15 protein-coding genes and 1 pseudogene are annotated in these 13814 nt (G+C 63.0%); 5 read left to right on the forward strand and 11 right to left on the reverse strand.

Annotated features, from left to right (window positions below; translation table 11 throughout):
- Positions 1-171 precede the first annotated feature (171 nt).
- Complete coding sequence (locus SACGLDRAFT_RS17775; protein ID WP_005466309.1) at positions 172-753, reverse strand: dihydrofolate reductase family protein; 582 nt, start codon at positions 751-753, stop codon at positions 172-174.
- A 102-nt stretch (positions 754-855) separates the two neighbouring features.
- On the opposite strand from SACGLDRAFT_RS17775, the gene SACGLDRAFT_RS17780 reads away from it, so the two are divergent.
- Positions 856-1419 (forward strand): TetR/AcrR family transcriptional regulator, encoded by a 564-nt coding sequence (locus tag SACGLDRAFT_RS17780; protein ID WP_005466310.1) that lies wholly within the window; start codon positions 856-858, stop codon positions 1417-1419.
- Positions 1420-1468: 49 nt separating this feature from the next.
- Here SACGLDRAFT_RS17780 and SACGLDRAFT_RS17785 read toward each other — a convergent pair whose 3' ends face one another.
- A complete protein-coding gene (locus tag SACGLDRAFT_RS17785; protein WP_005466311.1) occupies positions 1469-2419 on the reverse strand; it encodes a PE-PPE domain-containing protein in 951 nt (316 codons plus the stop codon).
- Between the two features lie 18 nt (positions 2420-2437).
- On the reverse strand, positions 2438-3082 hold the full coding sequence (locus SACGLDRAFT_RS17790; protein WP_005466312.1) for a C39 family peptidase: 645 nt from the start codon (positions 3080-3082) through the stop codon (positions 2438-2440).
- Between the two features lie 210 nt (positions 3083-3292).
- Here SACGLDRAFT_RS17790 and SACGLDRAFT_RS17795 point away from each other — a divergent pair, with 210 nt between their 5' ends.
- From SACGLDRAFT_RS17795 to SACGLDRAFT_RS17805, 3 genes are all read left to right on the forward strand, one after another.
- Positions 3293-4258, forward strand: coding sequence for a helix-turn-helix transcriptional regulator (locus SACGLDRAFT_RS17795; RefSeq protein WP_005466313.1), 966 nt, complete (start codon positions 3293-3295; stop codon positions 4256-4258).
- An 89-nt stretch (positions 4259-4347) separates the two neighbouring features.
- A complete protein-coding gene (locus SACGLDRAFT_RS17800; protein WP_005466314.1) occupies positions 4348-5838 on the forward strand; it encodes an FGGY-family carbohydrate kinase in 1491 nt (496 codons plus the stop codon).
- Positions 5835-7448 (forward strand): fucose isomerase, encoded by a 1614-nt coding sequence (locus SACGLDRAFT_RS17805; protein ID WP_005466315.1) that lies wholly within the window; start codon positions 5835-5837, stop codon positions 7446-7448. Before SACGLDRAFT_RS17800 ends, SACGLDRAFT_RS17805 begins: the two co-directional genes overlap by 4 nt.
- Positions 7449-7568: 120 nt before the next feature.
- On the opposite strand, the gene SACGLDRAFT_RS22550 is transcribed toward SACGLDRAFT_RS17805, so the two are convergent.
- The gene (locus tag SACGLDRAFT_RS22550) at positions 7569-8042 is read right to left on the reverse strand and encodes a hypothetical protein (protein WP_332306641.1); all 474 of its coding nucleotides are present in this window, start codon (positions 8040-8042) and stop codon (positions 7569-7571) included.
- Between the two features lie 241 nt (positions 8043-8283).
- Positions 8284-8760 (reverse strand): hypothetical protein, encoded by a 477-nt coding sequence (locus SACGLDRAFT_RS22075; RefSeq protein ID WP_157608841.1) that lies wholly within the window; start codon positions 8758-8760, stop codon positions 8284-8286.
- Positions 8761-8835: 75 nt separating this feature from the next.
- Here SACGLDRAFT_RS22075 and SACGLDRAFT_RS17810 point away from each other — a divergent pair.
- Positions 8836-9130, forward strand: a pseudogene (locus tag SACGLDRAFT_RS17810) (transposase); the annotation flags it as partial.
- Positions 9131-9352: 222 nt separating this feature from the next.
- On the opposite strand, the gene SACGLDRAFT_RS22555 reads toward SACGLDRAFT_RS17810, so the two are convergent.
- From SACGLDRAFT_RS22555 to SACGLDRAFT_RS22090, 6 genes are all read right to left on the reverse strand, one after another.
- Positions 9353-10252: a Protein of unknown function (DUF1557) gene (locus SACGLDRAFT_RS22555; RefSeq protein ID WP_005466317.1), complete on the reverse strand. Its 900-nt coding sequence runs from the start codon at positions 10250-10252 to the stop codon at positions 9353-9355.
- Between the two features lie 327 nt (positions 10253-10579).
- On the reverse strand, positions 10580-10852 hold the full coding sequence (locus SACGLDRAFT_RS22375) for a DUF7683 domain-containing protein (RefSeq protein ID WP_005466318.1): 273 nt from the start codon (positions 10850-10852) through the stop codon (positions 10580-10582).
- Positions 10849-11313, reverse strand: coding sequence for a colicin E3/pyocin S6 family cytotoxin (locus SACGLDRAFT_RS22835; RefSeq protein WP_005466319.1), 465 nt, complete (start codon positions 11311-11313; stop codon positions 10849-10851). Before SACGLDRAFT_RS22835 ends, SACGLDRAFT_RS22375 begins: the two co-directional genes overlap by 4 nt.
- Positions 11279-11851: a Hint domain-containing protein gene (locus tag SACGLDRAFT_RS22970; RefSeq protein WP_083852967.1), complete on the reverse strand. Its 573-nt coding sequence runs from the start codon at positions 11849-11851 to the stop codon at positions 11279-11281. Before SACGLDRAFT_RS22970 ends, SACGLDRAFT_RS22835 begins: the two co-directional genes overlap by 35 nt.
- A 79-nt stretch (positions 11852-11930) precedes the next feature.
- The gene (locus SACGLDRAFT_RS23125; RefSeq protein WP_005466321.1) at positions 11931-12551 is read right to left on the reverse strand and encodes a DUF6928 family protein; all 621 of its coding nucleotides are present in this window, start codon (positions 12549-12551) and stop codon (positions 11931-11933) included.
- A gap of 547 nt (positions 12552-13098) precedes the next feature.
- The coding region (locus SACGLDRAFT_RS22090) for a polymorphic toxin-type HINT domain-containing protein (protein ID WP_005466322.1) at positions 13099-13814 on the reverse strand (716 nt) is incomplete at its 5' end.

Here is a 13814-nt window from a genome sequence, read left to right on the forward strand (position 1 = left end):
GCACCGCCCGCTTTCTCTCGTGACACAACGGAGGTCGTGGTCCGAGGGAGCCACGAGCGCCACCAGTATCGACCGACGGCCGACTCCAGCGGGAAGGAACGCCGAAAAGTGCTGTGGCTCACAGCCGAATCGAAAAACCCGACCGGGACGGTCCGGGTCACCGAGCCCGGATCAGCGCTTGTCGTAGGTGAGTACGGCGACGCCGCTGCGGTAGTGCTTCACGTCGGTGAGGTCGTAGCGCTCGGGGCGGAAACTCGCGCCGTGGAAGAGGGGAATGCCGTCCCCCGCGACGATCGGCTGCAATTTGACGATCAGGCGATCGATCTCCTCCCTCAGCGTGGCCGCCAACCGCCCGCCTCCACACAGCCAGATGTCCATACCCTCCTGCCGCTTGAGCTCTCGCACCGTGGCGACCGGATCGGTGCGCACGAGTTCCACCGTCGGGTCCGGGCTCTCGGTCATCGTCGTGGAGAACACGAGGTGGCGTAGGTGCCGGTAGGCGTTGGTGATGCCGTGCCGCAGTCCGATCTCGTAGGACCCGCGGCCCTCCAGCACGGTGTCGAAGTGCTTGTTGAGCACGTTCTCCATCCCGAGCATCGGCCTCGCGTGCGAGGGATACATGTCGGGGAATTCCTCCCGCAAGGGTTCCGCGTGGTCGCCTTCCAGTACGAACCAGGGCGACGGGTCGTTGTTGCCCGGATCGGCGATGAAACCATCGATCGTCTGGGCCACAAGATAGGTCAGCCTTCTCATGAGCACGCTCCCCGCCGTCAACCACGACACTTGAAGTACTTCGAATGTAGTACTTTGTATGTAGTGGTTGTCAAGCGGTTCTCGACACCGGAGGTCTTCCCGATGGTCACCAACCCACAACGCCGCCTCACGCTCGTCGACGCGGCGATCGAGGTACTCGCCAGGGACGGCGCGCGCGGCCTGACGTTTCGCGCCGTCGACGCCGAGGCGGGCGTGCCGAAGGGCACCGCGTCCAACTACTTCGCCAACCGCGACGATTTGCTCAACCAGGCGGCCGAACGCATCCACCTGCGGGTCTCCGTGGGAGATGCCGACGACACCGAGACCGACCCGCGGACGCGGCTCACCCACTTCATGCGCCTGTTGCTGCACCGCATCTCCGACGACCGCACGGGGTGGCTCGCGCTCCTGGAGCTGAGGCTGGAAGCCACCCGGCGACCGGAACTGCGCGCGAAGCTGACGAAGACCCTGCGCGAGAATCTCGACGCCAACGTCGAGGGGCGCAGGCAAGGCGGACTGCCGGGCGACGATCTCACGACGGTGTTGCTGTACTACGCGATGACGGGGCTGCTGCTGGAACGTCTCACGCTGCCCGACGTTCTCGCCGGCGTGGACCTCGACGAGTTGGTGGCCGACTTCGTGCGCCGTTGCCTGCCCCACGAATGAAACGGCCGCCCACGGAAGCACCCGTGGGCGGCCCGGAATCCCGAAAGTCCTAAGCGGACTCGATCAACTTGTACCACGGCGAGGTGGCGGACAGCGTGTCGAGGACGTCCCGTCCCACCAACGCGGTGAGACCCTCACGAGCCGTGCGCACCGCGTCCCGCGCCCCGACGAGATCACCGAGCAGCTGCTGGATCTGCCACGGCGTGCCGACCGGGATCGGCAGCGGCGGACCGTGCGGCACCCGCTGCGGCTGCCGATACAGCACCCGGCCCTTGCCGAGGTCGGCGGCGGGGTTCAACACGTAACCGTGATCGCCCGAGGCGTAACCGACGAGACCGTTGGCGAACGCCGCCAGGTTGGTGATCATGTTGGTGGAGTTGCAGATGCCGTCGTTCTCGTTGCAGATGTCGGCCACGGAGAGGTCACCGAAATCGTGCGGCCCCTGCATGGTGACGTCGGGCAGGATCGTCGGCAGGTTCGTCTCGATGCCACCCGCGACTCCGCCCGCACCGCCGTCCCCGAACGGCCTACGCGGATTGCCGTACAGCACCCCGTTGATCAGCCCGTGCGGGATGTCGTTGCTACGCGCCAGCTGCTCCAGCACGTTGCCCGCCACGAGAGCACCTTCGGAATACCCGGCGAGCACCAACCGCGTTCCGGAACAGCGGGCGTGGAAGTCGTGCACTGCCGCGCTGAGCTTGCCCATGCCGTCGGCCACGGCCGCGTCCAACGGGTACGGGTCGACACCGGGGAACACGCCGTCGTGGTAGGGCACCTCGACGATCTCCCACCCCGCGGGCGGATTGGCGTTGAACGCCGTGTTCTTCCAGTTCGTGAGTTCCTCGCCGTGTCCGTAGCCGTCGACCTCGAACACCGCCGTCTCGGGGCAGGCGTCGGTGGTGACGGGTTCGGCCGCCGCCTGGGCGACGGGCATCCCGGCGAGAGTCGTGGCGGCGACCGTCACGAGCAGCGCCGACCGTCCTTTGCTGAGTTTTGCCATTCGTGTCCCTCCGCGCCGTCAGGCGCTGTATCCCTTCGGGGGAATGAGCGAGGCCAGGTGATCGAAGGTCAGCCAGTAGAACTGGTAGCCGCCGAACGACGCGGGGTCCGCGATCAGCACGGTGCGGTCGATGTCGTTGTAACCGATCACCGTGAAGTAGTGGTAGATCGTCTGGTCCGGCGGATAACCGGGCGGCTGGTTACCGGGAGGCGCGACGATGTTCGCCACGATCGGGTAGTTGTTGTTGATGTTGAGCACGATGTCGCGCCACAACAGGTCCTTCTGGGCCTGGGTGGGCGGATCGTTCGGCATCTCCTTGGTCTCGTACCAGCCCACGTAGCTGTTCAGCACTCGCGTGACCTGGCCGATCCAGTCGGTACCGCCGGTGTGCGTGCCGAGTTCGGCCGCGAGGTCGGCCTGGCTGCGGTAGATGCCGCGGGCCGACAACGCGATGCGCACGGCCGCCGGTCCACACCAGTAGCCGGTCTCCTGGACCTGGTAGTCGACGTTGAGGACGACCTCACCCGCTGCCCGTTCCTGCTCGTGAACGACCGGGGTGACGGAGTTCCCCGTGGCGGCCGCGGCGGTGGCCGGTCCCAACAACGGCGCGGCGAGCATGACCGTGAGCGCGGCGGCGGAGGCCACCAGTTTTCGCTGACGCATTCCTACTCCCCTGACTCGAAAGCGGGACTAGATATTGCCAAGGGGCTGAAGGAAACTGCCAGCTTTCGGACTGGCGCACCTGGGACATCGCACAGGTGCGCCAACGCGGGGAAGTGTCCGGAAAAACTTCCGACCTTCGTCTGTTGACCCGACGATTCGCGCACCATAACCTTTCCGCGCCCGCAGTGTGCCGGAAACCGAAAGGGGACCGTGCTCGACGTCCTCGAACCAGACAGCGAGCAGGGCCGGGTCTACCGAGCCCTGACCATGCGGGGTCGGTCGGACCACAAGGCGATCGCCCACCACACCGGCCTGCCCGAACGGACCGTCGACGACGTACTACACGCCCTGGCCGGACTGGACCTGGTGCGCCCGGTCGGTGGTGATCCGATGGAGTGGGAGGCGGCCCCACCGGACCGCGTCATGTCTCTGGCCCTGAAGGAAGAGGAAAACCGCAGGGCACGACTGTGGCAGGTGGGGGCGGAACTCGACCGGCTCTACCACCACGCCCGCGCTGCGAGCCTGCCCTTTCGCTACGTGGAGCCAATCGAGCACCCGGCGACCCTCATCAGGCTCACCACCCGGTTGCAGGAGCGGGCGCGCGAGCAGGTGCGCTGGCTGGACCGCCCGCCGTACTACAGCAAACCGCACCATTTCCGGGCGCAGGAGGAGACCCAGAAGCGCAGAATGGCGACCGGAATTCGCTATCGCACCCTCTACAGCCAGGCCGTCTACGCCGATCAGGAATTGTTCTCCACGATGACGCGAATGGCCGCGCTCGGAGAGCGTGTGCGCGTCCTGGCGGACCTTCCGGTGAAACTCACGATCGGCGATGCCGATTTGGCGCTGCTGGTGCCCGAACCCGACCGCACGGGATTGGAGGGCGCGCTTGTGGTCCGGCCTTCGGGATTACTGCAGGCCCTCATCGGGGTGTTCGAGACACTGTGGACGTTGGGGATCCCGGTGACCGACATCGGCGGCGAGCAGGGCCTGCCCGAACGGGATCGCGCTATCCTCACGCTCATGGCCGCGGGCGCCACGGACGAGGCCATCGCCCGCCGGCTGGACATGTCCCGACGCACGGTGGTGCGCCGGATCGCCTCGCTGCTCGACAAGCTGGGCGCCACGACCCGCTTCCAGGCCGGTGTGCAGGCGGCCAAGCGCGGGTTGCTCTAGCGTCTCGCCACCTTGAAAAGCCCCGAAAGCCACGGGAGGACCACCCCGAGGAGCTTGTGTCAGAAATCGATTTCTGCCAGGCTGCGGCCATGCGACGGCGCGGATACCTCGGAGTCGACATCGGCACCTCCAGCAGCAAGGGCGTGCTGGTGGAGCCCGGAGGACGCATCCTTCGCACGGCCGTGCGGGAGCACACCGTCGACCGCCCCGCTCCGGGCCACGTGGAGATGGACGCCGAGATCTGGTGGCGTGAGTTCACCGAACTCGCCGGAGAACTCACCGCGCCCGGCGACGTCGACGTGGTGGCCGTGGGCGTCAGCGGCATGGGCCCGTGCGTGCTGGTAACCGATGGCGAGGGCACGCCGCTGCGTCCGGCGATCCTGTACGGCATCGACACGCGCGCGGGAGCCCAGATCGCGGCGCTGAACGCCGAGCTCGGCGCCGAGGAGATCTTCGCCCGCTGCGGCTCGACGTTGTCCAGCCAGGCGGTCGGCCCGAAACTACGCTGGATCGCCGAGACCGAGCCCGACGTCCACGCGCGGGCCCGCCGGTTGTTCATGCCGAGTTCCTGGCTCGTCTACCGGCTCACCGGCGAGTACGTGCTCGACTATCACTCCGCCAGCCAGTGCACGCCGCTGTTCGACACGATCGACGGCGTCTGGTACGAACCGTGGGCGCGACACGTCAGTCCGGAATTGGAGCTGCCGCCGTTGCGCTGGCCCGGCGAGGCCGCGGGCGTGACGACGCGCGAGGTGGCGGGCATTCCGGCCGGAGTCCCCGTCATCACGGGCACCATCGACGCGTGGTCGGAGGCCGTGAGCGTCGACGCCCAGAATCCCGGTGACCTCATGGTCATGTACGGCACCACGATGTTTCTCATCAACACCGTGCGGGAGCGGCTGACGACCCCGGCCATGTGGGCAACGATGGGCGCGGTGCCGGGCACCCGCAATCTCGCCGGTGGCATGGCGACGTCCGGCGCGATCACGGCGTGGCTGCGCGATCTCACCGGCGGCCCCGACTACCCGACGATGCTGGCCGAGGCCCGAGACTCCGGCCCCGGCGCGAACGGCCTGCTGGTGCTTCCCTACTTCGCCGGGGAACGCACGCCGATCTTCGATCCGGACGCCCGCGGCGTCGTCGCCGGGCTGACCCTGAGCCACACCCGCGGCGACCTCTATCGCGCGGTGCTGGAGGCCACGGCGTTCGGGGTGCGTCACAACATCGAGGCGTTACGCGAGGTCGGTTCGGAGATCTCGCGCGTCGTCGCCGTCGGTGGCGGAACCCGGGGTGAGCTGTGGACGCAGATCGTCACCGACGTCACCGGAATGGCACAGGTCGTGCCGAGCGTGACCATCGGAGCGAGCTACGGCGCGGCGTTCCTCGCCGCCGGACTCGTCGACGACGTACGCATGGCCGACTGGAACCCGCCCGCCCGCGTGTGCGAGCCGAATCCCGAGGTACGCGCCACCTACGACGCGCTCTACGAGCAGTACCGGGCCCTGTACCCGGCGAGCCGGGACGTGCAACACGCCCTGGCCGCACAACAGCGAATCCTGTCGCGCGGAGGTAAGTCATGACATCGTCCACAACGGAGCGGACCGCGTACCTCGTCGCGAGCGGCGATCTCCGCGAGTCGGCCAACGTCGCGGGCTGGCCCACCCAGGTGAAGCTGGAGCGCATCGTCACCGACGCCCTGGCCGAGCACGGCTGGCGGGTCGTGCGCGCCAACGAGGTCGATCCGAAGACGGGGCACGGCTTCATCTCCAGCCAGCGCATGGGCATCGAGGTGTTCAAGACCGTCCCGAAGGACGTGCCGCTGATCGTGGCGGAGGCCGTGTGGCAGTACAGCCACCACGTGCTGCCGGGGCTGCGCACCCACGAGGGCCCGATCCTCACCGTGGCGAACTTCGCCGGCGACTGGCCCGGCCTCGTGGGGCTGCTGGGCCTGAACGCCGGGCTAACGAAGATGGGCAAGCCGTACTCGACGATCTGGACGGTCGACGGCACCGACGACTTCTTCCGCGACGGCATCCGCTCGTGGCTGGAGACCGGCACGATCATCCACGACGACTCCCACGTGCGTGACCTGCCCGCCGATCTGCCCGACACCCCCGAGATCGAACTCGGCCGGAAGCTCGCCGCCCGCCTGCTGGAGGACAAGGCCATCATCGGCGTGTTCGACGAGGGCTGTATGGGCATGTACAACGCGATCATCGACGACGAGCTGCTCAACCCCATCGGCATCTACAAGGAGCGGCTGTCGCAGAGCGCGTTGTGGGCGGAGATGCAGCGCGTGGACGACGCGGAGGCCGACGCCGTCGGCGAATGGCTGAAGGCGGCGGGCATGACGTTCCGGCTCGGCAGTGACGAGGCCACCGAGCTGACCGAGAACCAATTGCGCTGGCAATACAAGATGTACATCGCGGCGCTGCGGATCAGCGACGACTTCGGCCTCGACGCCGTGGGCATCCAGTACCAGCAGGGGCTCAAGGACCTCGCGCCCGCGTCCGACCTGGTGGAGGGGCTGCTGAACAACGCGGAGCGGCCCCCGGTGACCAGCCGTGACGGCTCGCGTGTGCTGTGGGATGGCAAGCCGCTGCCGCACTTCAACGAGGTCGACGAGGGCGCGGCCGTCGACGCGCTGGTGACCAACCGCGTGTGGACGGCGCTGGGTTTCGACCCGGCCACCACCCTGCACGACGTGCGCTGGGGCGAGGAGTACGACGGCCGGTTCGTGTGGGTGTACGAGATCTCGGGCTCGGTGCCACCGTCGCACTTCGCAGGCGGATACGCCGACGCCGAGGGCTGGCGGCAGGACAACGTGTTCTTCCCCGCCGGTGGCGCCACGATCAACGGGGTGTCGAAGCCGGGCGAGATCGTGTGGTCGCGCGTCTACATCGCCGACGGCGGGCTCCACGTCGACATCGGCAGGGCCAGCGTCGTGGAACTACCCGAGGAGGAGACCCGGCGCCGCAAGGAGGCCACGAATCCGGAATGGCCGATCGCGCACGTCGTGCTGCACGGGGTGACCCGCGACCAGTTCATGGCCCGTCACAAGGCCAACCATGTGCAGATCGCCTACGCCCCCGACGCGGCGGGAGCCGACCGCGCGCTGGCGGCGAAGGCGGCGATGTTCGCCCATCTCGGCGTGACCGTGCACCTGTGCGGCGACGTCTCGATCGGATAAGCGGCAGATCCTGCGCACGGCCCGTCGGGAACGCCCCGGCGCGAGTCCCGGTGGGCCGTCGCACCTCCCCGGTCCGTGCGCCGCCGGTCGAACGAGACCACCGTGTTCATCCACCCAAACTCAACCCCACCAATCAACCGTTCGCAAGAATTTCTCAACCTCCGAAATCTCAGTCTCCCACTCGGAAACACGGTTACCGTCCTCGTCGACACTTTGTCGGGCTTCAATGAATTCCCAAGGCCTACCCGGATCGAACCCCCCTTCGAGTTGATCCAAGAAAATGATGGAATTCTGTACGTACACCTTCTCCTTGCACCGATAGAGCGGCCAGCAAGTTACGAAATTAGCGGTTTCCGGATCTCCGACAGAGGCAATCAAGCATGAATCGATGACGCCTGCCGAGAGCAGCCTTCCCAGCGCCCGCTTCCAACTAGCTCGATAATCGCGAGGGCTCCAGAAATCCAGAGCCACATGGAAGAACTCGGTGAAATCCCCTACAGTGATCCTTCCCAGCAGGCGAGAAGACTGCCCCGAGGGCTCGGGTCCTCCGACCCCGTGCTCAATGTCAACGGAAAACATGTTACTTCTTGACATAGTTTATATTTGCGTCGTACGCCCCTACCTTACACCCTTACGATTGAATATCTTCCACCCGTTTTCAACATTGCGACCATCCACATCCGGCGTAATGTATTTCTTCCCGTTGTAGAACACATCTTGTCCGTGTGAGTTGAACGGAGCCTTTTGTGGAGCAATTCGCGTTGTGTAGCCGAGTGCCGCGGCACGCGCCTTAGGCGAACCAAGATAGTGTGAATTATTTTTCTTGCTACGAGCTTCAACTGTATCCGGATGGTAGGGGTCCCCTTTGAGCGCGGGTGATGATGTATATCCCTTCGGTAGCTCGCAGTTGTCGTTGTGTGAGGACGGCCCGGCCGCCTACCACCACACGGTAGGCATGGATGCCGTTGATGGTGAGGTTGTGGACCGTGGTCGTGGCGGTGTAGGCGCGGACGCCGACAACCCGGACCTTCTCACCCTCGGGGGTACGCAGCCAATCTCCGGCATCGAGGTCGGCGGCGTGATACCACCCCGGCCGCTCTCCCTCCGGTCCGTGCACCGTGGGCCGAACGAGACCACCGCGCTCATCCACCCAGAACGGATGCTCCGCGGTCGCGACGAGCGTGGACACCGCATCCCCGGCCTCACCGTCGACATCGACGGTGACCTCCACCAAATCCTTCTCACCCCGGCCAACGATCGTGGCCACAACCCTTTGGGGCTCGCTCTCACCGGTGTCGGGATCGGTGGCCACCACCCGATCCCCCCAGCTCGACCTCCTCGATCGGCGTGGTCGAACCGTCGGCCAACAACACCCGCGCACCAGGCGCAAAACTCTTGCGCCAAAGACGCCGTCGGCAAGATTACCGTCATCGCAGATGGCGGCTACCGCCGAACCGGCCCCTGGTCATCCCACACCGCCGCGAGTGGGGGCGGCCCGAAATTCAGGCATGGGAAAAGCAGCACGCAACACCTCTCACCGCACAGTCCATGCCCGCGTCGAACACGTCTTCGTCCGGATGAAGGGCTGGAAGATCCTGCGCGATTGCCGCCTGAAAGGCCACGGCGTCCACCACGCCATGCTCGGCATCGCCCGCCTCCACAACCTCGGCCTCACCGGATGACCGAGAAACAACGCTGACCACCAGCCCGCCATCGATCTTTTACGGGACCATGCTCAGGTGCGGACGGGAGCAACTACTTACCAACTCCCACAACTCGTCTCAAACCATCCGCAGCAATTGAACGATCACTCAGAATTATAATCATTCCACACATTAACCACTACGCGAAAAGCTCGCTACGTCGACCTCAATTTCCCCTACCAAGGCGCACCAGTACAGGAATCAACCTACATACTTGTATCCTAGAGCGCGAAGAATGTCAGCGATCCACACATAGCCGTATCCAACAGTCGCATCCCCATCAGAAGTAACTTTTTGCGCCTGGGCCCAGGATTCAGAGACACTACCTATAGTCAATTGAGGCTCCCCGCCCAACTCAAAAGCATCATCATTCGGAACAGTCCAGAACTCATCCACATCTACAGTCACCACCGGCCCCACATTGCGGACTGTATTACCTATCAGAACATCGATAGCAACACGGAGTCTTTCAAGATCTATTTCCATTTCAGTGCCTTCACGAGCAGCCCCCTTGACTTTTTCAATATCACCCCTAAAGGTTGCCATCTCTTTCTCCAGTTGATTTTCCCTTCCGTTGATTATTCTTTGTCTTACTTCCTCGCTCGGCGCGTTTTCAAGAATCCCCTTGTTGTCGTAGGCATCCGGATCCGCAAGATAATCGGCGAGTTTTTTCTCATGCTCCTGAATCAGCTGTTCGTACGATCTGATCTTTTTTTGCTGGTCTGCGGTTAACCCTTCGTCCGCATTATGCGTTAGAACACTCTTTCCGTCAGCTCCCACATAATACGTGTGGATGCCGTTGATGGTGAGGTTGTGGACCGTGGTTGTGGTGGTGTAGGCGCGGACGTCGACGATGCGGGCGTGGTCGCCGGTGGGGGTGCGGAGTTGGTCGCCGGGGTCGAGGTCGGCGGCCTCGTACCAGCCCGGCCGCTCGCCCCACAGGCCGTGGGCGGCCGGCTGGAGGAGGCGGCCGTGGTCGTCGACCCAGAACGGATGCTCCACGGTCGCGATGAGCGTGGACACCGCATCCCCGGCCTCACCGTCGACATCGACGGTGACCTCCACCAGATCCTTGTGGCTGTGGCCGATGATCGTGGCCACCACCTCACGCGGCCCCGCCCCACCGGTGTCGGGATGACCAGCTTGCCGAATTGGCGCGGGTTCAGCCCTATGAACGGAGCTACCCAGGAAGGCTCGAACGCCGTGCTCACACCGGACACAGCAAGATCATCACACCTACCACTAGCAGTTACGGGGCAACTCTTGACAGCAGCAGCCCTTGCCCAAGCAATGCCCCATCAGGGTGAAATACCAACAAGCAAGCACCAAAATGATTCGGAAATCACTACATCCCCGAAGGTGCCCTAAAATGATAAGGCAAGGATTTCTGGACCAGAGTAAATCCCACAGGCGCCCAAACCCTGCCCACTATTTTGCATACGCTGCGATAAAGTAAGAAAATTTGCTTGCATCGAGACGCGGCCATTTGACCCGTTCGCCGCAGTATCGATTAAGCAGATCCTCGACCTGGCCGGTATTCAATTCATAACCTCCCGGCGTAGAGATCTCGATACCTAGGATTCCTTCCAGGGAAACACGGTCCGCCCCAGGAAGAGGGATCGACCAATCGATTAGCTCGTCGTCTTCACGGAAAGCCTCGAGTTCCCATATGACGTTCTCGTCCCACACACCATCACTCAAGGTTCCACCCTCCTGCCCGGAACTGGCCCTTTCTTCATTTCACCCGTCATATGGTCCACCACGCCCAGGTGTTTTCCACGCTTGTTGTATACCTCAAGTTCCGCATGCATGCTATCCCATTCGTAAATCTTTCCCTTTTTATCCTTCCACCTATCACGCAACGAACCTCCACCTTGCACACTCGTCTTCCGCTTTGCTCGCTTAAGATCCGGGATACCCGGAATTTCCTTCGGAGCCGGGTGAAAATGACACCCGCCCGCGTTGTGAGTGAGAACGCCCTCACCTTCGCCGACGTGGTAGGTGTGGGTGCCGTTGATGGTGAGGTTGTGGACCCGGGTGGTGGCGGTGTAGGCGCGGACGGCGGCGACCCGGACTTTGTCGCCGGTGGGGGTGCGGAGTTGGTCGCCGGGGTCGAGGTCGGCGGCGTCATACCAGCCCGGCTCTTCCCCTCCACAGGCCATGCACGGCGGGCTGGAGGAGGCGGCCGTGGTCGTCGACCCAGAACGGGTGCTCCGCGGTCGCGGTGATCGTCTCCACCGCATCCCCGGCATCACCGTCGACATCGACGGTGACCTCCACCAGGTTCTTCTCACCCTGGCCGACGATCGTGGCCACCACCTTCTGCGGCCCCGACTCACCAGTCTCGGGATCGGTGGCCACCACCCGATCCCCCAGCTCGACCTCCTCGATCGGCTTGGTCGAACCGTCAGCCAACAACACCCGCGTGCCCAGCGCGAAACTGTTACACCCCGGACTCCTCCGGAGCTTGTTGATCCCCTTCTCGATCGCCGCGGTCAGCTTGGGAAAACTCCGGCGAGCGGCCTCAACCCGATCCTGCCACCGGAACGCACCCCGCACCGCCCCGACAATCTTGCCCGCATACCGCAACTTCGAAATCGGGATCGCCCCGATGATCGCCGACACACACGAGCCCAAACTCCCCGAAAAACAATCCTGAATATCCGACAAACCCGTCAGATCAGCAGCCAACTCCGGCAACTGCGGTTATCGGACAGTGATCGACCGGCCACGATACTTCCTTCAAACGCAGCCACTTCGCCAGGACCGCAACCCAAAGTCAGGCCTGTGATACAGCACGGAATGCGGGAACCTCAAATTCCTCGAGATCGAAGCACAATTCATCCTCTCGACCTTCAAGAACAAACCCGAAGAACTCCCTCAGCGCTTCGTTTCCGAAGTCGATCGGATGAAAAGGTAAGGCATAGTTAGGTTCATTCCGAACTGAACGCTCACCTTCCCAGAAGGGAAATTCGAATGGAAGATGCTCCCCCATGTCTTCCATGACCCCCGAACTCGGGTTCATGCTCAGAGACCTAACTAGAGCACCATCTGACCAGACCGCAAAAGCAGCCCAATCTTCGGCACTGTGCATGAAAACAGCGTAGGCACCCCTACCGTTCGCCAGCCGTAAGATCCATTCAGTCAACTCGCTGGGCCGGTACCGCGCGAGTTCACGAGAGCAGACAACTTCACACTCAGGAAGACTCGCCGCGCACACAATTCCACTATCCGGCCAAACAGCGAGATCGAGCGTGAGGAGTCCTGTCTCTTGTGCAGTAGCTCCGAGCGTGATCTCCGCAAGACGCTTCGACTTGTCATGATCAGTTAACCCAGCATCACGGAAAGCCCTTCTAGGTTCCGCCTCAGCGAAGACCACCACGGCAGACTTTGATCCCATCAAGTACCTCGCATCTCTAACAGCGCACTGTCTCGATTCGCCACAGGAAAGGTCGCACTCTAAGCATGAGTGCACACGCGAGCCACAGTTACCGAACCAAGGAACGGATACTCGATTACCAATTTATCCTCAGGCGAATATATCCAGAATTCGCGTATTGATTGCACCACCCCTGGCAACTTTTCCATAGCCACCCCCGAAGTCATCCTCACGCTCGGAAGTAGCGCATTAGACCACAGGAAAACTAATATGCTTGCGTTTGACGCATAGCGTTTAATCAGCTCCACTGGGTCAAGGTCGTCGCGATCTCCTTCATAAATAATGAGATCCCTATCGACCGCTTCCCAATCGATAGTCCCGCTAGAATTATGGGAATAGCAGTTTAAACTTTCTCGCTGGTACTTCAGGTCCTCTTCCTGCCCTAGAAGTTGGACACCGGTCTGACCTACCCACATCAGAAGTCGATCACTACCCGGACTCGCGCGCACAACTCTCACCAACGATCGAGGCAAAAGATCAGGCCTACTCCCATAAGCGTTATCCTGCGTCATGTGTTACCACCAAGAAGTCGCGAGAATTCTGATTCAGTCCCCCGCCAAGGGACCGCCCACTTGCGCCCAGAACTCCCCTTTCCGACCTCCACATTGATATGCGGACCTTTCTCTGGATCAAAATCCATACGAAACCTCTTGTAAACCCCACCTACCCGAGTCTCGAAGCCTACAACCTTCCCATAAGTGGACGACGAGGATCCGAGCCTGCCTTTGATCGAACGCCGAGTGGAATGATCAATTTCACCCATCAAATCCAAGGCCTTATTGCGAGCTTTCTCGAAAGTGTCAAAGGAACCAAGAACCACCTCTTTGCTTGCCTGACAGCTTGCGTTATGTACAAGAAATGGGACGGAGTCTGCCGCCACATAATACGTGTGAACACCGTTGATGGTGAGGTTGTGGACCTGGGTCGTGGCAGTGTAGGTGCGGACGTCGACGACCCGGACCTTCTCACCGGTGGGGGTACGCAGCCAATCTCCGGCATCGAGGTCTTCGGCGTGGTACCAGCCCGGGACTTCGCCCCACAGGCCGTGCACGGCTGGGTTGAGGAGACGACCGTGCTCATCCACCCAGAACGGATGCTCCGCGGTCGCGACGAGCGTGGACACCGCATCCCCGGCCTCACCGTCGACATCGACGGTGACCTCCACCAAATCCTTCTCACCATGGCCGACGATCGTGGCCACCACCTTCTGCGAGACGGTCTCCC

Source organism: Saccharomonospora glauca K62 (assembly GCF_000243395.2).
Taxonomy (GTDB): Bacteria; Actinomycetota; Actinomycetes; order Mycobacteriales; family Pseudonocardiaceae; genus Saccharomonospora; species Saccharomonospora glauca.

Excerpts from the sequence above, each read along its gene's own strand:
- SACGLDRAFT_RS17775 (WP_005466309.1), bottom strand. The coding sequence starts at position 753 with ATGAGAAGGCTGACCTATCTTGTGGCCCAGACGATCGATGGTTTCATC.
- SACGLDRAFT_RS17780 (WP_005466310.1), top strand. The coding sequence starts at position 856 with ATGGTCACCAACCCACAACGCCGCCTCACGCTCGTCGACGCGGCGATC.
- SACGLDRAFT_RS17785 (WP_005466311.1), bottom strand. The coding sequence starts at position 2,419 with ATGGCAAAACTCAGCAAAGGACGGTCGGCGCTGCTCGTGACGGTCGCC.
- SACGLDRAFT_RS17790 (WP_005466312.1), bottom strand. The coding sequence starts at position 3,082 with ATGCGTCAGCGAAAACTGGTGGCCTCCGCCGCCGCGCTCACGGTCATG.
- SACGLDRAFT_RS17800 (WP_005466314.1), top strand. The coding sequence starts at position 4,348 with ATGCGACGGCGCGGATACCTCGGAGTCGACATCGGCACCTCCAGCAGC.
- SACGLDRAFT_RS17805 (WP_005466315.1), top strand. The coding sequence starts at position 5,835 with ATGACATCGTCCACAACGGAGCGGACCGCGTACCTCGTCGCGAGCGGC.
- SACGLDRAFT_RS22550 (WP_332306641.1), bottom strand. The coding sequence starts at position 8,042 with ATGTCAAGAAGTAACATGTTTTCCGTTGACATTGAGCACGGGGTCGGA.
- SACGLDRAFT_RS22835 (WP_005466319.1), bottom strand. The coding sequence starts at position 11,313 with ATGGCCTGTGGAGGGGAAGAGCCGGGCTGGTATGACGCCGCCGACCTC.
- SACGLDRAFT_RS23125 (WP_005466321.1), bottom strand. The coding sequence starts at position 12,551 with ATGGGATCAAAGTCTGCCGTGGTGGTCTTCGCTGAGGCGGAACCTAGA.